Genomic DNA, 16,489 nt, shown 5'->3' with positions numbered 1-16,489 from the left:
CTGCAGATGCCGCCCGCACCGCTCCAGAACGCCCGACGCACCGCCTTCCAGGTCGCCTACCGGATGCTCGGCTCAGTCGCCGAGGCGGAGGACGTCGCGCAGGAGGCGGTCGTCCGACTGGACCGGGAGCCGGGCGACGTCGAGAACCCGGACGCCTGGGTGACGACCGTGGCGACGCGGCTGTCGATCGACGTCCTGCGCTCCGCCCGCGTGCGACGCGAGGCGTACGTGGGACCGTGGCTGCCGGAGCCGCTGCTCGTCGATCCCGGACCAGGACCGGCCGCGCAGAGCGAGCTGGCCGACACCCTGTCGCAGGCGTTGCTCGTCGCGCTCGAGCGTCTGACGCCGGTGGAGCGGGCGGCGTTCCTGCTGCGGGAGGTCTTCGACTACGACTACGCGCGGATCGCCGAGATCGTCGACCGCGAGGAGGCCAACACGAGGCAGCTGGTGACGCGGGCGAAGAAGCACGTCGCCGCCGGCCGACCGCGGTTCGACGCCGACGACGCGGCCCGCGAGCGGCTGCTGGACCGCTTCGTCGCCGCGGTCGACGAGGGGGACCTCCGGGGCCTCGAGGCGCTCCTGGCCGAGGACGTCGTCCTGTGGGGCGACGGCGGTGGGGTCGTCCGGGCGGCGCTGCGTCCCGTCCGCGGTCCCGCCGACGTGGCGCGGTTCCTCGTCCACACCGCGCGCCTGCGCGGGCGCGAGGACGTCGTCGCCGTCGAGCGGGTCCCTGTCAACGGCCAGCCGGGGCTGCTGCTGCGGCGGGCCGACGGGACCGTCACGACGGTGACCGCGATCGACGTGGTCGACGGGCGGATCGCGGCGCTGCGCAGCGTGCGCAACCCGGAGAAGCTCGCGCACCTGGCGCGGTGAGCGGGCGGGTCGTGCCACCGCATCCCGATTCGCGGTGCCCGCCCGGGAAGTCCCTGCAGGAGCGCGGTTGTGCCGCACACGGTCGTGGTCCGGTCGGGGAAGAATCCGCACGACCGCCGGCCGGAGCCCCTATGGTCGTGCGATGCAGCTCGCCGCTCTGCAGCCGCTCGCACCCATCGTCGCCGGCGGCGTCCTCCTCTACGGCGCCGGATCGCTGAAGCCCGACGGGGCGCTCGGCCGGGCGCGCAAGGCCGGCCTCGTGACCCTGCTGACCGTGGGTGCGGTCGGCGCGATCGTCGGCCTGTTCCTGCTGATGGGCACCCTGCTGGAGTCCCATCCCGCGCAGATGCCGTTCCTCCTGCTCGCGGTCGTCGCGATCTTCGCGGTGCTCTACGTCCTGACGACGGGGAGGAAGGACCCGCCCCTCCCGTCCGAGACCCGCCGCACCGACGAGGGTGGCGGCGGAGGCGGGCAGCGGCGACCCACCCCGCCCCCGCCCCCGGAGGATCCCCCGGGTCCCGCGACCCCGGACCTGCCGTGGGACGAGTTCGACGACCTGCGCTCGGGCTGGGAGCGCGTGCCGGCCGGACACGTCTGACCCGGCGGGCCCCCGGCTGGACCCGACGCGTAGGCGACCCTAACGGCATCGGGCTACGATCCCGGCCATGCCGCTGATCCAGGTCGTCCTCGCCAGCACCCGCTCGAAGCGCTTCGGGGAGCGGCCCGCCGCCTGGGTGATGGACCGCCTCGGTGCGCGCACGGACCTCGACGCCGAGCTCGTGGACCTGCGGGACCACCCGCTCCCGTTCTACGACCTCGCGACGCCCCCCGCGCACGCGGGGCGGACCTACCCCGACGAGGTGACCGCCGCATGGGCGGGCACGATCGACCGGGCCGACGGCTACGTCGTCGTCACCCCGGAGTACAACCACGGCGTCCCGGCGGTGCTGAAGAACGCGCTGGACCACCTCTCGATCGAGCTCCGTCGCAAGCCGATCGCCTACGTCGGCTACGGCGGCACCGGGGCCGCGCGGGCGATCACGCAGCTGCGCCAGATCGCCGCGGAGCAGGACATGGCCGCGATCCGCTCCTCCGTCCCGATCCTCCCCGACGTGATGGTCCCGGCGCTCAAGACCGACACCTTCGACGTCGAGATGCTCGCCTCGTTGGACCGGCGCCTCGACACCCTCGCGGCGGACCTCGTGTGGTGGGCGGAGGCGCTGAAGGCGGCGCGGAAGGCCTGAATCCTGGGCGGGGCCGGGACGGCGGGCGGGCGGACGCGGACCGACGCACCGCCGCCGCGCCGACCACGATGCCGATACCACCCTGAGACCTCCGGGACAGGGATCGGCGACGGCGGACGCCCACCATCACGTCCTCGGGTCGACATCGTCCTCCGGGACCCGTGCCGTGTCGTGCGTGGAGCAGCCGTGAACCGTCCTTCGAACATCCCCGCCGTCCCGCCGTCCCGGCGGACCCGTCCCCGCACCGCCCCGGTCGCCGCGGCGCTCGCAGCGTCCGCGCTGGCCGTCGTGCCGGCGACCGCCTCCGCCGCCTGGCAGGAGGTACCGGACGCCCCGGCCGCCGCGGCCCAGCAGACCGCGGAGACCCCGCCCAGGACCTTCTCGCCGGACTGGATCGAGCGTCGAGCCCTGACGTTCTCCCCGGCGGGCGAGATCGGGTGGACCTCGACGAGCTTCACCTCCGGTGGCAACGTCGGCTTCTACGGCCGTCGCGCCGGGGGCGCGTGGGACGCGACCCCGACCGCCCGCGCCGACGCCTCCTCGCTGACGCCCGTCTACGGCATCCACGGCGAGGCCGCTCTGCTGCGCCAGGAGTACGACTACAACGGCCACGGCGCCCCGGCCGTCGCGACGCGGACGGCGAAGGGCGCGTGGACCGCGTTCTCGCCGATCCCGGGCGCTCCAGCGGACAGCGACCGCACGCAGCTCGTGATCGACCGCGACGGCGCGCTCGTCGCGTCGTGGCGCGGCGCCGAGCAGGTCGGCACCGGCATCCCGATCTTCGTCGCGACCCGACCGAAGGGCGGCTCGTGGACCGCTCCCCGCCAGGTCGGCTCGATCGACCTCGGCGACCTGAAGCTCGGAACGGTGGACGGCATCACCCTCGCCCCGGACGAGCTCGGGACCCGCATGTCGACCTCCGCGGACGGCACCGTGGTCGTCGCGTGGGGCGACCGGGCCACCGACCCCGAGGTCGGGAAGGACCCGGCGCTCCAGAACGACTACCGCCGGCTGCGGGGCTCCGCGATGACCGTCGCCCGGCGCAGTCCCGACGGCTCGTGGAGCGGGCCGCTCACCGTGCGGGCCACGCCGCGCCCCGTCGGGGACTTCACGGTCGTGACCGACGACGCCGGTGGCGCGACCGTCCGCTTCTACAGCTACGACGGGACCACGGTCGCGCGGCTCCCGAAGGACGCCTCGGCGTTCCAGCCGGCGCACGACCTGCCCCTGCTGACCTCCGACTCCGCCCGGACGGGCGGCCTCTCCCAGTCCCAGCTCTCGACCGCGTCGATCGGCGACGGGCAGACCCTGGTCACAGGTCTCTGGTCCGCGAAGGACGAGGGCGCGCCGGTCGACGACTACGGCCGCTACCCGACGCGCCTCGTCGCCTTCGGCACGACCGACGGCGAGACGTGGACGCGTCAGGTGGTGAACACCGGCGCGAACTACTCCAACGACGCGGGGTCCCTCGCGGTCAACCGGGCCCAGGGCGTGATCACGATCGGCTACACCGACGGCGCGCTGCTCTATTCGCCGTCCTACCTGAAGGACGTGGCGCTCCGCGCCCGCGACTGGTACCCGTGGGACGGCTCCCTCTCGCAGCGCTACGACGTCCCGGGCGGGCGCGAGTTCAGCACGATGCAGATCGACGCGCGCGGCGACACGATCTTCGACGACTCCCGCAGCCCGGTCCCGGCGAACCCCTCCGTCTTCATCGGCGGCTCGCCCCGCCACCTCTACTTCAACGGCCTCAAGGGCCCGATCGTCGACGACGCCAGCGGCCCGGACGTCACGTCGCTGAAGACCCCCGCGACGCTGAAGGTCAAGGCGACCGGCACGTTCAGGGTCCAGGCGACCGACGCGTTCTCCGCCCTCGGCACCACGACGTGGGACTTCGGCGACGGCACGACGGGCACGGGCCCGTCGGTGACCCACCGCTTCGCGAAGGCCGGGACCTACGTCGTCTCGGCGACGGTGAGCGACGAGCACGGCAACCCCACCGCGACGTCGTCGACCGTCCGCGTCGGCACCGCGACCTCGACGCCGGTGAAGGCCGGCGCCCGGGTCTCCCGCGGGGTGTCCATCTCCGACGTCCGGCTGGCCGGCCGCCGCCTGTCGGTCCGTGCCTCGGGCGCCGCGCACCTCCTCGTCACGGTGCAGCGCCAGGTCACGGGCCGGGCACACGGGCGCACCGTGACGGGCCTCCTGCCCGGCCGCGTGATCCGGCTGCAGCCGCAGCAGGCCGGTGCCGTGGTGGCGAAGGTCCCGCACCTCAAGCCGGGCTCCTACCGCGTCCGTGTCCGGGAGGACGCCGGCGGCCCCGCCCGGGTGATCACGAAGGGCACGACGGTCCGCGTCGGCCGCTGAGCCGTCGGGCGGGACACCCCGCCCGACGTCCCCACCCCGTCCGTCAGGCGCGCTTCAGCGTCAGCGTCCGCGTGACGGCCTTGCCGCCCTTCGGGGCGATCGTGACGACGACCTTCACGCGCTTCGAGCGCTTGAGCAGCGCCCGGCCGTCCTTGGTGAGCGTCAGGTCGTAGGTCCCGGCCTTCGTCAGCGTGCGCTTCGCGAGCACGACGATGGTCGCCTTCTTCTTGCTGCCCAGGCGGACCTTCGCCTTCGACCGGATCGTCACGGCCGTCGACCCCGCGGTGCCGCCCTTCACCACGAGCCGGACCTTGCGGTTCCCGGGACGCGACTTCAAGGAGTGGGCCCTGCCGGCGACGACGGTCGGCTTGGTCGGGGTCGTGGGGGTCGTGGGCGGTCCGGTGGGATCGGGCTGGACGATGGTGAGCGTCGGCGTGTCCGGCACCGTCGGCACCGGATCGGCGGGACGCGCCGTGACGGTCACGAACGACGCGGCGGACCGCGTGCCGGCCGTGACGAGCAGGACGCCGTCACCGGTGGCCTCGGGCACGGCGATCGTGCCGGAGAACGCACCCTGCGCGTCGGTCGAGGCCGTGATCGGGACCGCGACGCCGCGGTAGGTCACCGACACTGGGGCCGACGGACCGAAGCCCTCGCCCGAGAGCGCCAGGGTGGACCCGGCGGTCCCCGTCGCCGGTGCGGTCACGGCGGGGGCGGTGGCGCTGACCGTCAGCGCCTTCGGACCGACGCTCGCACCCGGGGCGTCGTTGACGACGGGCGGGCCGCCGGCGGGCAGCACGCACGAGAGCCCCGCGTTGAACCGGACGCCCTCGGTCGGCACGACGTCGCCCGGTGGCGTCGTCACGACGTCGGCCGGGGCGGTCACAGCACCGCTCGCGCGGCCCTGCGCGTCGGCGGAGAAGCAGCCGATGACCTTCTCGACCGGTGCGCCGCCGCCGGTGGCGGGCACCTTCACGACGATCGCGATCTTCTGGCCGGTCCCCTTGACGCCGATGAAGTTCTCGGCATCGAAGGCGAGCAGGCCACCGGGACGGATCACGGGGGTGCGCAGCGTCGCGGTGGGAGCGGGCGTCACGGTGATCGACGCCTCGTACGAGACGGACCCGGTCGTGAACCGCAGCGTGGCGGGCCCGGTCGGCGTGCCGGCGGGCAGGGTGAACCGGGTCGCGTCCGGGAACGCCCCGTCCGTGTCGGTCGTCGTCGCCGTGGGGGTCGAGTCGACCGTGGTGGTCACCGCGACCGGTGCGGTCCCCGACGGGGTCGTCACGGTCGCCGTGACCGCGGTGCTCGGTGCGAAGCCGCGGCCCTTGACGGTGACGAGCGCCCCGGGCCGGAACGTCGTGCCTTCGTGGAAGGCCCCCTGCTGGAGCCCCAGCGTCAGGTTCGCCACGATCTTGAAGGGCACCTGGTACGAGTAGACGAGCTCCTGCACCTTGCGGCCGGCGCTGTCGCCGCCCGTCGACGTGAACGGGGCGCCGGAGAGGATCTGGAACCAGTGCTGGCCCTTGAGCGCCGGCGTGGGACCGTCGATCGTCGCGGTCTGCGGCACCTGCATGAACCCGGTGAAGCCCACGACGTCGGGGTCCGCGGGGCTGTCGGCCTTCGTCTGGAACCAGTGGGCGGCCTCGTCGGTGAGGATCGCCGGGGCGCACGCCGGTGTGACCGGTCCCGCGCCGCACGCGGGCAGGTAGTCCGCGCCGCTGCCGGCCCACGCCGGCCCGCTGTCGAAGCTGTAGGGGCGGACCGCGACGACCGGGTTCCCCGGCCCGGTGACGTTGACGGTCACCGGGAAGCCCTCGCCGGTGATGCGGATCCGCTCACCGGGCGCGGCCTCGCGCCGGTCGATCGTCACCTTCGACGGGCCGTTCGGGTTCGTGATCGTCAGCGGCTCGGCGACCGCGGGCGAGGCCCCCAGCAGCGAGATGAGCAGCGCGGCGCCGACGATCGATGATCGGGGGCGACGGAGACGGGTGCTGGGGCGGTACATCGGGTCCTCCTGCGGTGGAGCCCGGTCGCCGCGCGGTGAGGGCCGTGCGACGCGATCCGGGCCGGTGCTGCTCGCCGTCGGGCGAGCGGGGTGCTCCCGCCGGCGCTCACCGAGCGCCGGCGGGAGCGGCGATCACTTGACCTTGACCGTGCGCTTGATCGTCACGGTCTTGCCGGAGGGCGTCGGCAGCTTGATCGTGGCGACGTACGTGCCCTTGCGGGTCGTCTTCACCGTCACGCTGCTCTTGCCCTTGGAGCTGACCTTGCCCTTGCCGGTGACGGCCTTGCGGCCCTTCAGCTTCAGCGAGACCGTCGCGTTGCCGGCGCCGACGTTCTGCTGCGAGATCGTGCAGCGGATCGTGAACGTCTGCTTGCCGGTCCGCTTGCAGGTGAGCGAGACCTTCCCGGCCGTCGTCGCCTTCTTCACGGGCGTCGTCGGCGTGGGCGCCGGGACGGTCGGCGTCGGGGCGGGCGTCGTCGGCGTGGGCGCCGGCGTCGTCGGGGTCGGCGTCGTCACGATCGGCGCCGGGACCGGTGCGGAGAGGTCGAGCGAGACGAGCGCGGAGTTGTTCTCCGAGGCCGTCGAAGTGCCGCGGGTACCGACGGCGACGACCTTGTAGCCGTCGCCGAGCGTGGTCACGCCCCACGTGACGTCGGCGGTGCCGCCCAGGTCGACGACGAACGCGCCGCCGTCGCCGACGGACGTGTCGAGCGAGCCGTCCTTCTTGCGGACCGTCAGCAGGACGGACGGGCCGGACTGTCCGACGGTGACGAAGCGCTGGTCGGGCAGCACGACGTGGTTGCGCGAGCGGTCGGCGAAGTGACCGCCGGCCGGGTTCGGGCGGTTGTACGACGACAGGCTGTCCGTGCCGAACGCGGTGTCGAGCGAGCCGTTCTTGTTGAATCGGAACGCGAGGGAGTCGACCAGGAAGTCCGGCGTCGTCGAGCGGGTGCCGTACGCCGTCACGAGGTACTTGCCGTCGTGGACGCTCACACCGTAGGCCTCGGCACCGCCGCCGCTGCCCGGGATGCCGGCCGGGAAGCCGGTCGTGACGCCGGGCGGGACCGTCGCCGTCACGCCGGTCGGGATCGTGGCGTTGGCGCCGCCGAAGGTGGAGTCGGTCGTCCCCGCCTCGGTGAACGCAAAGATGTACGGGCGGTTCGCGCCGCCGGTGTTCGCGTACGAGGCGACGAGCAGGCGGCCGTTCTCGGGGTCGAGCCCGGCTCCGCGGAGGTTCTCGTTGATGCCCTCGTTCCGTGTGGAGACCTTGCCGGCGGTCCCGAAGTCCGGGTCGACGACGCCGGTCGGAAGGAGCTGGCCGGCGGCGGTGTCGCGGTCGGTGCGCGCCGTGGCCGGCGGCACCGGGACCTCGGTGCTGTCGACGCCCCTGGAGGCGCCGAAGACGATCTTGCCGTTCGGGCGGACGAAGATGCCGCTGTAGGCCGCCGCGTCACCGGTGATGCCGCCCGCGGCGGTCGACCCGTCGCTGAAGTCGATCCGGGAGATGCCCCCGGTGCCGAACGTGGTGTCGCGCGTGCCGTTCTTGTTCAGCCGGACGACGTAGACGTCCGTGTCGCGCGTGTCCTTGCGGGTGGCCAGCTGCACCGTCTCGGCCTCGCCGAGCACGAGGATCTTGCCGTCGGGCTGGACGGTGATGCCTCGCGCGGTCTCCGCACCGCCGGTGGGTGCGCCGCCGGCCGGAGCGACGCCGGTGTTCACGACGCCCGTGACGAACGGGCCGGGCGCGACGTCGATGAGGGCGATGCCGTTGTCGCCGAAGGACGGGTCGAGCTTGCCCTTGTCGTCGACCTTGACGACCGAGAACGCGCGGTTCGTGCCGGAGACCGTCGCGTAGCCGGCGCTGTACGTCCCTCCACCGGGGGCGGCGGTCGTCGTCCACAGCTGGTCGGCGGCACCGACCGAGACGGGGATCTGGGTGAACCCACCCGAACCGAAGGCGGTGTCGAGGCCGACCGCGCCTGCTGAAGGAACGGCCGTGAGGGCGAGACCGGCCACCAGGGCACCGGTCGCCGCTGCGGCGATACGTCGGGACATCTGCTGCTCCATCGTCGTCGCGATCGCCCAGTGCGATCGAGAGTGCGGGGAACCTAACAGAAGAGTCCCCTAAGAGTAGGAGTGCCTAATCATGGCGTCCGGGCCTGCAAGTTGGCGTACAGGTGTTCATCGCGTGGTCCTGCGCGCCACGTTCCGGGCACACGAGCTCTCGAACCGGGACCCACGCGCCACGTGGACCACCACGACGCCCGCGGGCGTGCCCCTACGCGCGGACCTGCGCCCGGCTCCCCAGCTGCTCGGTCACGGCCCCCGCCGTGGTCGTCACCGCGCACCGCTCCGCCGCCCACCGCAGTGCCATCCGGTGGTCCTCGAGCGTGAAGTCGGCGACGGCGTCCGCGACGAAGAACGCCTGCACGTCCTGCATGAAGGCCTCGCAGGCGGTCATCAGGCAGCCGATGTGCGCGTAGATGCCGGTGATGATCAGCTGGTCGCGGCCGGCGGCCCGCATCCGCTCGCGCAGGTCGGTCCGCTGGAACGCGCTGTACCGCCACTTCGTGAGCACCTGATCGCCCTCGTGCGGCTGCAGCGCGTCGACGATCCGGTGGTCGTCCTCCCCGGCGCCGAGGCCCGCGCCCCAGAAGTCGGTGAGGAGCCCCCGGTCGTCGGGGTGCTGGTGCGGCGGCTGGGCCGAGAAGACGACGGGGACGCCCTCCGCCGCTGCTGCGCGACGCAGGCCGTCGATCCGCGGGATCACGACGTCGAGCGGACCCGCGCCCGCCGTGTAGGCGTCGACGAAGTAGTTCTGCATGTCGTGGACGAGCAGGACGGCGCGTGCGGGGTCGACGCGCCATGCGACGCGGTTCTGCGGGAGCTCGGAGGCGTCCGGCAGCGCGTAGGGGGCGATCTTGGCCATGGCCATGGTGCGGTCTCGTCGTTCGGGTGGGTCGGGGATCGGGCGGGTGCTGCGAGGGTCGGTGGCGGCGCGTCGGCGCCGGTCAGGTGTCGGCCGGCTCGAGCCGGCGGGCGATGTCGGCGCGGAGGTCCTTCTTGCTGACCTTCCCGACGTTCGTGCGGGGGAAGGCGTCGACGAGCTCGACGCGGTCGGGGACCTTGAACTCCGCGAGCCCGCGTTCGCGGACGAAGCGGCGGAGCTCGGGCGCCCGCGCCGACGCGCCTTCCCGCAGCACGACGAAGGCGCAGGTGCGCTCGCCGAGGTACGGGTCGGGCATCGCGACGACGGCCGCGTCGTGCACGGCGGGGTGCGCGAGCAGGTGGTTCTCGACCTCCTCGGCCGCGATCTTCTCGCCGCCGCGGTTGATCTGGTCCTTGTCGCGGCCCTCGACGACGACCCGGCCGTCGCGGCGGATGCGGACGAGGTCGCCCGTCCGGTACCAGCCGTCCGGGGTGAACGCGCGGGCGTTGTGCTCGTCGGCCCGGTAGTAGCCCTGGATCGTGTACGGCCCGCGGGTCAGGAGCGACCCGACGTCGCCGTCCGCGACGGGCTCGTCGTCGTCGTCGACGGCGAGGATCTCGTCGTGCTCGGCCATCGGCCGACCCTGGGTGGTGACGATCGTCTCCTCGTCGTCGTCCAGGCCGGTGTAACAGACGAGGCCCTCCGCCATCCCGAAGACCTGCTGCAGCGTGCAGCCGAGCACCGGCCGCACGCGGCGGGCGGCCTCGGCGCTGAACTTCGCGCCGCCGACCTGCAGGACCCGGAGCGACGAGAGGTCGTGGGTCGACGTCCCGGCCTCGACCGCGTCGAGCCAGACGAGCGCCAGCGGCGGCACGATGCCGGTGATCGTCACGCCCTCCGCCGCGATCAGTCCGAGCGCGGTGTCGGGATCGGGCGACGGCGCCAGCACCACGCGGGAGCCGGCGTGGAAGGCGCCCATGATCCCCGGCGAGCTGAGCGGGAAGTTGTGGGCCGCCGGCAGCGTCGCCATGTAGACGCCCTCGCCGTCGAGGCCGCAGACCTCGGCGCTGCGGCGCAGCGTGTAGAGGTACTCGTCGTGCGTGCGCGGGATGAGCTTGGGCACGCCGGTGCTGCCGCCCGACAGCTGGAGGAACGCGACGTCGGACGGCTGCGGCGCGTCCTCGGCAGCCGGCGTTGCGCCCGCCGGCGCCCGCACCGACTCGAGCGACACGAACGGGCGCAGCGCGTGTGGCGGCGTACTCGCGTCGCCGGCGACCACGACGTGCGCGAGCCCGGGGACGTCGCGCTGGACCTCGGCGGCGAGGGTCCGCGGATCGAAGGCCCCGTCGCGCGCGCCGATCACGTACGCGACGGCCTCGGCCTGCTCGCAGAACGAGACGATCTCGGTGCGCCGGTGGGGCGGCAGCGCGAACACGGGCAGGGCGCCGATGCGGAAGAGCCCGAAGACGATCTCGACGAACGCGGCGACGTTGCCGAGCTGCACGACCACGCGGTCGCCGGGCGCGACGCCGATCGACCGGAACCCGACGGCGAGCCGGTCGGCCCGGGCGTCGAGCTCGCCGTAGGTCCAGCGGTCCTCGCCCGCGACCAGCGCGAGGCGGTCGGGGTGGTCGATCGCGCGATCGCGGAGCATGCCGCCGAAGGTCTCGCCGCGCCAGTAGCCGAGGGCGCGCCAGCGCTCGGCCAGCGCGGGCGGCCACGGGACGACGCCGTCGAGGACCCGGCCCGCGTCCTGCTCCGGGCTCATCGCCCCTCCTCCACGCCGAGCGCCGACAGGAACGTCCGGAACTTCGCCTGGGTCTCGGCGAGCTCGTCCGTTCCGCGGGACGCCGCCACGACGCCCGCTCCCGCGAAGACGCGGAGCCGGTCGTCCTGCGCGACGCCGCAGCGGATCGTCACGACCCACTCGCCGTCGCCCGACGCGTCCTGCCAGCCGACCGTCCCGGCGTACGGGCCGCGGTCGAACGGCTCGACCTCGGCGATCAGCGCCGCGGCCTCGGGCTCCGGCGTGCCGCAGACGGCGGGCGTGGGGTGCATCGCCTCGGCGAGCGCCAGCGAGGTGATCCCCGGGTCGCCCAGGCGGCCGACGACGGTGGTCGCGAGGTGCCACATCGCGTTGGTGCGCACGAGGGACGGCTCCCGCGGGACGTCGAGGTCGGCGCAGAGCGGCCGGAGCGTCGCGGCGACGTCGTCGACCACGAGCGCGTGCTCGGCGCGGTCCTTCGCCGAGCGGAACAGCGCCGCGGCGGCCGCGTGGTCGTCGCCGGGATCGGGCCGCCGGGGCGTCGAGCCCGCGAGCGGCCGGGCGACCACGACGTCGCCGTGGCGGGAGACGAGGAGCTCCGGGCTCGCGCCCACCAGCGTCGCGCCGGCGCCGAGGTCGAGGGCGAACGCGTAGGCGTGCGGATCGCGCAGGGCCAGGCGGCGCAGCAGCGCGCGGACGTCGATCGGGCCCGGGGCCGTGAGCTCGAGGGCCCGAGCGAGGACGACCTTCTCGAGCGGACCGGGGCCCGCGAGCCGGCGGACGGCCTCGTCGACGGCGGCGGCGTAGGTGGCCGGGGACGGCAGCGGGCGGACGTGCCATCCCCGCGAGGGCTCGTCGACGGCGGGGGTCGGGCGCGGGGCGACGGCGGCCGCGATCGCGTCGGGGATCGGCAGGGCGGCGCCGTGGCGGACGTGCTCGGGCACGAACACGCGGGCGGTCCCGCCCGGGGAGAACGGCAGCGCGCCGAGCAGGATCGCGGCGGGATCGCCGTCCGCCGCGTCGGCGAGCAGGCGCTCGGCGTCGGCGACCAGGTCCTCGGGTCGGCCTGGTCCCAGGACGGCGCGCTCGCCCTCGGCGAGGAGCGCCCCGCGCCGGGACCCGAAGTACGAGCGGCCCGGGAGGTGCTCCGCCAGCAGCTGCTCGGCGGTCTGGACGGCGATCGTCGTGCTCATGCGTGCTCCGGTGTCGGGCGCGGTGGCGGCGGTGTCACCCACGGAGCGTCGCCCCGCCGTCCACGTAGAGGTCGTGCATGGTGATGTGCCGCGCCCGGTCGGAGACCAGGAAGCGGACGGCGTCGGCGACGTCGTCCGGGGCGGCGATCCGGCCGAGGGGGATGCCGGTCTTGAAGGTCGCGGGGTCGCCGGCGATCACGCGGTCCTCGGCGTCGGGGCCGAGCTCGCGGAGCATCGGCGTGTCGGTCGAGCCGGGGGCGACGACGTTGCAGCGGATCCCGTGGGGCGCGAGCTCGAGGCCGAGGCTGCGGGTGAACGACGCCGACGCGGCCTTCGACGCGCCGTACGCGGCCATGCCGACGCGCGGGACGCCGGCCGCGTTCGACGCCACCGTGACGATCGACCCGGCGCCGCGCGGCACCATGCGGCGCGCCACGGCGCGGGAGACGAGGAAGACGCCCGTCGTGTTCACGGCGAACATCCGGTCCCACGCGTCGTCCTCGGTGTCGACGACCGCGCCCGGGACGAGCACGCCGGCGACGTTGACGAGGATCCCGATCGGCCCGACCTCCGCCTCGACGTGCTCGACGGCGGCGAGGACCGCCGGGCGGTCGGTGACGTCGAGCTCCAGTCCGACGGCTGATCGGATCGACGCGGTGACGGCGCGCGCTGCGGCCCCGTCGCAATCGGTCGCGACCACGCGCAGGGCGTCCGCGGCGAGGCCTCGGGCGACGGCGGCGCCTATGCCCTGGGCCGCCCCGGTGACCAGGGCGACCGTGTTGGTCGGTGCGGTGATGGGAGCTCCCGGGAAGGGTGGATCGGCGGTGTCCTGGAGGCCGCGGGATCGGCCGGCGACCGCACTCGTCGCTTAGGGGACCCTATCCGTCCTGTCAAGAACATGTCGGGTCACCTAAGGAGTGGCAGGGCGACACGTGGCGTCCGCACGGGGTCGGTCGATCGGGGACCGATTGACCCGGCGAACGCTCGGCGCGCCCCGGCGGCGCTGGACCCGAGGGGCCCACGCCGCCGGTGACTCAGCCCTTGGCCTTGGCCTTCAGGCCCGCCAGCGCGCGCTTGTCCTTCGCGAGCTGCTTCGTCGCGGTCGCGACCTTCTTCTTCGCGGCCGTCACCCGCTTCTGCAGGGCCGTCACCCGCTTCTTCGCGGCGGCCCGCTGCTTCTTCGAGCCCTTCTTCGTCGCCTTCTTCGCCGTCGCGACCTGCTTCTGGGCCGCCTTGACCGCCGCCCGGTAGGTCGCGACCTTCTTCGTCGTCGCAGTCACCTGCTTCGCCGCCTTGGCGATCTTCGCCGCGAGGTCCTGTGCGGGGGCCGGGACCGCCGCGGGCGGCGTCGTCGTGGTGGTCGTCGCGGGCGGCACCGGGGCGGCGTCGCCGCCGGATCCGCCCGTGTCCGGGGAGCCGCCACCGGTGTCGGCCGGCGGCGCCGCGGCCTCGAGCGTGACCTTGATCGCGATCGAGCGGGCGGTGTCCCCCGTCTTCAGGGCACCGGTCAGGAGTCGGAGATGACGCCCGGTGTCCCCGGCGGCCCACCCGTCGGGCAACGGCACGTCGGCGGACCAGGTGCCGTCGTCGGACGCGTCGACCGTGGCGACGATCGGCGAGCTCGAGGCGCTCCCGGCCTTGACCGCGATCTTCGAGCCGCTCGTCCCGTCCGCCGTCCGGAAGTTCGTCCCCTCGACGTGGATCGCGGAGGCACCGGCCTTCACCGTGATGGCCAGCGGCGTGGTGTCGGCGCTGCCCGTCACGCTCGTCCCGCGCGGGTCGAGCACGTCGACGCCGCCGACGGTCTCGAGGCGCGGCGTGATCCGCCAGACCTTGTTCGTCGTGCCGGTGGCGTTCTTGTCGACCACGAACGCCTCGCCCGCGTGGTTCACGGCCACGTGGTTGGACCGCGTGATCGGCAGCGCGGCGACCTTGTTGCCGTCCTTGTCGAGGACCGTCACCGACGTGCCGCCGAAGTTCGTGACGTAGGCGAGCTTGTGGACGCTGTCGTAGGCGACGTTCAGGGTCTGCTGCCCGGTCGGCACCGTCTTCAGGAGCTCGCCGGTGCGGGAGTCCGCGACGAACACCGCGTTGTCGTTCTGGCTGGCGACGAAGATCCGGTGGTCCTGGTCGTCGTAGGCGATGCCGGAGGCGCCGCGCCCGTTGCCCGCCGTCGAGTGCGCGCCGATCTCGACGAGCTTCACGGCATCGTCGAGGGTTCCGGCGGTGGCCGCGGGGGACGTCACGGACTTCGCGGTGTCGATGACGGCGACCTTGTTGCTCGACAGGCTGGGCGACACGAGCGTGCCGTTGTCGAGCGCGAGGGAGACCGGGTTGAAGTCGCTGCGCGGCCCGGTCTGGACGTCCTTGATCTTCTCGTACGGCTTGCCGTTCCCGTCGTTGTCCCCGCCCTCGAAGACCGAGACGTAGCCGTTGCCGGTTGCGCCCTCGCTGGCGGAGCTGACGTAGACCCGGTTGGTCTTGGGGTCGTAGACGGCGTCACGCGGGTGCGTGATCGTCGACGCCGGGTACTGCTTCAGCAGCTTGAGGTCGCTCGCCCGGTAGACGGCGACGCCCGTGGTGCGGGTGTTCGTGACCCAGACGGTGCCGTTGACGTCGTCGACGCCGACGCCGTACGGGGCCCGGCCGGCGACGCCGTCGAGGTCGGTCACGTCCTTCGGGTGGACGCTCGCGAGCTTGTCCAACGTGACGGGGTCGAGCTTGTAGAGGTAGCCGTCCTCCGAGGTGCCGGTGCCGCTGGCCGCGGTGGCGAAGAGGGCGTGCTCGGTGTCGCTGTAGGACGTCTGGTAGAGGCCCTGGTAGAGCGCCGGGCTGTTCGTGTCGGACTTCAGCGTGAAGCGGGCGGCACCGAACGGCGTCTCGTCCGGGTAGACCGTGGTGCTGATCGAGTACGTCGTCGCCGCCGGGGCGGTCTGGGCGATCGTCAGCGCGACCTGGCCGGGGGTGGTGCCCGCCGGGATGCTGTAGCTCGCGGTCGCCACGCCGGCGCCGTCGGCCGTCAGACCGCTCGCGACGGTCGTGTCGCCGAGCTTCACCGACGAGACCGTCGCGCCGTTCGCCAGGTTGGCGAGGGTCAGGGTGCCGGTGGCGCCCGCCTTGACGCCGCCGCTCCACGTGACCGTGGGGTTCACCGTGATCGGCAGCGCGTAGGGCGCGGCGCCGGCGGTGTCGCGCGTGATGTCGACCGTGTACTGCCCGGCACGCGTGCCCGTCGGCAGGGTCAGGGTGACGCCGGAGAACGTGCCGCTCGCCGGCACGGTGTACGTCGGGCCGGGGGTCGCGCCGCGGGTCGCGGTGAAGGTCAGCGCGGTGCTGCCGAGCTTGGCCGTCAGCTTCTCGCCACCCGGGAAGCCGGACCCGGCGAGGGTCGTCGTGACGACGCCGGTCGAGGCGTTCACCGACGGGGTCGACGGCTGGATGGTCGGCGTGGTGGCCGGGGCCGCGACGGTGAAGTTCAGGTAGCCGGAGCGCGGGTCGCCGCCGTTGACGGCGCCGCCGAGGATCCGGAGGTGGTGGGTGGTCCCCGCGGCCCAGTCGGCGTCGGCGACGGCCGGGCCCGTGCTGTTGGCCGCGGTGGGGAACGGGACGTCGGCCGAGATCGTGCCGTCGGCGGCGGCGGGCACGAGGGCCCAGGCGTCGAGCGACGCGGCGGACTGCCCGGTGCAGGACCCGGTCGGGGTCGGGGGCGTGGCCTGCTTCGTCGCCGTCGCGGCCGCGACGCCCGAGGCGCCGCTTCCGGTCCCCAGCTTGATCGCGACGCACTGGCCGACGCTCGCGCTCGGGCCGGTCCAGCCCGTGCCCTCGAGGTGGATGCTGCTGCCGGTGAAGGCGTAGTCGCTGGTCTGGGCCGTCAGGCTCGGCGTGCCGCCGAGCTGGAAGACGGCGTCGGAGGCGTGCGCTGGACCGGCGGCCACGGCGGCCACCCCCAGCGCTGATGCGACCGACACCGCGGCCGTCAGGCCGCGGTGGATCGCCACGTTGGTGGAACTCATGAGTCTCCTCGTCATGGGCCCGGAGGGACCCAGAATTGCCAGGTGACCCTAACCCCGCCCGAAGAAGGGTTTCCTAATTCTTAGGATTACCTTACAC

The 16,489-nt window shown here is 73.8% G+C and carries 10 protein-coding genes and 1 pseudogene; 4 read left to right on the top strand and 7 right to left on the bottom strand.

What is annotated here, in order from left to right:
- Window positions 1-6: 6 nt before the first annotated feature.
- The 4 genes from PATMI_RS0107185 to PATMI_RS0107170 all read left to right on the top strand — a co-directional run bounded on the left by PATMI_RS0107185 (window position 7) and on the right by PATMI_RS0107170 (window position 4,484).
- Window positions 7-873, top strand: a complete 867-nt coding sequence (locus tag PATMI_RS0107185) for an RNA polymerase sigma-70 factor (protein ID WP_026910391.1) — start codon at window positions 7-9, stop codon at window positions 871-873.
- Window positions 874-1,015: 142 nt separating this feature from the next.
- Window positions 1,016-1,471 carry a hypothetical protein gene (locus PATMI_RS0107180; protein WP_026910390.1) on the top strand — a complete coding sequence of 152 codons (456 nt, stop codon included), beginning with the start codon at window positions 1,016-1,018 and terminating at the stop codon, window positions 1,469-1,471.
- 67 nt (window positions 1,472-1,538) lie between these two features.
- Window positions 1,539-2,117, top strand: a complete 579-nt coding sequence (locus PATMI_RS0107175) for an NADPH-dependent FMN reductase (protein ID WP_026910389.1) — start codon at window positions 1,539-1,541, stop codon at window positions 2,115-2,117.
- A gap of 186 nt (window positions 2,118-2,303) precedes the next feature.
- Complete coding sequence (locus PATMI_RS0107170) at window positions 2,304-4,484, top strand: PKD domain-containing protein (protein WP_026910388.1); 2,181 nt, start codon at window positions 2,304-2,306, stop codon at window positions 4,482-4,484.
- Between the two features lie 43 nt (window positions 4,485-4,527).
- Here PATMI_RS0107170 and PATMI_RS0107165 read toward each other — a convergent pair whose 3' ends face one another.
- From PATMI_RS0107165 to PATMI_RS0107135, 7 genes and pseudogenes are all read right to left on the bottom strand, one after another.
- Window positions 4,528-6,492: a hypothetical protein gene (locus PATMI_RS0107165; RefSeq protein WP_026910387.1), complete on the bottom strand. Its 1,965-nt coding sequence runs from the start codon at window positions 6,490-6,492 to the stop codon at window positions 4,528-4,530.
- Between the two features lie 132 nt (window positions 6,493-6,624).
- Window positions 6,625-8,547: a delta-60 repeat domain-containing protein gene (locus tag PATMI_RS37880; RefSeq protein ID WP_026910386.1), complete on the bottom strand. Its 1,923-nt coding sequence runs from the start codon at window positions 8,545-8,547 to the stop codon at window positions 6,625-6,627.
- Between the two features lie 250 nt (window positions 8,548-8,797).
- Window positions 8,798-9,427: pseudogene (locus PATMI_RS0107155) on the bottom strand (isochorismatase family protein); the annotation flags it as partial.
- Window positions 9,428-9,503: 76 nt separating this feature from the next.
- Complete coding sequence (locus PATMI_RS0107150; RefSeq protein ID WP_026910384.1) at window positions 9,504-11,189, bottom strand: (2,3-dihydroxybenzoyl)adenylate synthase; 1,686 nt, start codon at window positions 11,187-11,189, stop codon at window positions 9,504-9,506.
- A complete protein-coding gene (locus PATMI_RS0107145; RefSeq protein ID WP_036727250.1) occupies window positions 11,186-12,379 on the bottom strand; it encodes an isochorismate synthase in 1,194 nt (397 codons plus the stop codon). Before PATMI_RS0107145 ends, PATMI_RS0107150 begins: the two co-directional genes overlap by 4 nt.
- Before the next feature lie 34 nt (window positions 12,380-12,413).
- The gene (locus PATMI_RS0107140; protein WP_026910382.1) at window positions 12,414-13,175 is read right to left on the bottom strand and encodes a 2,3-dihydro-2,3-dihydroxybenzoate dehydrogenase; all 762 of its coding nucleotides are present in this window, start codon (window positions 13,173-13,175) and stop codon (window positions 12,414-12,416) included.
- A gap of 238 nt (window positions 13,176-13,413) precedes the next feature.
- Window positions 13,414-16,392 (bottom strand): hypothetical protein, encoded by a 2,979-nt coding sequence (locus tag PATMI_RS0107135; RefSeq protein WP_026910381.1) that lies wholly within the window; start codon window positions 16,390-16,392, stop codon window positions 13,414-13,416.
- Window positions 16,393-16,489: the final 97 nt, after the last annotated feature.

It is taken from the genome of Patulibacter minatonensis DSM 18081 (assembly GCF_000519325.1).
GTDB classification, from domain to species: Bacteria; Actinomycetota; Thermoleophilia; order Solirubrobacterales; family Solirubrobacteraceae; genus Patulibacter; species Patulibacter minatonensis.
The sequence above is the reverse complement of the archived record's forward strand: the minus strand, read 5'-3'. Positions and strand labels throughout refer to the sequence as shown.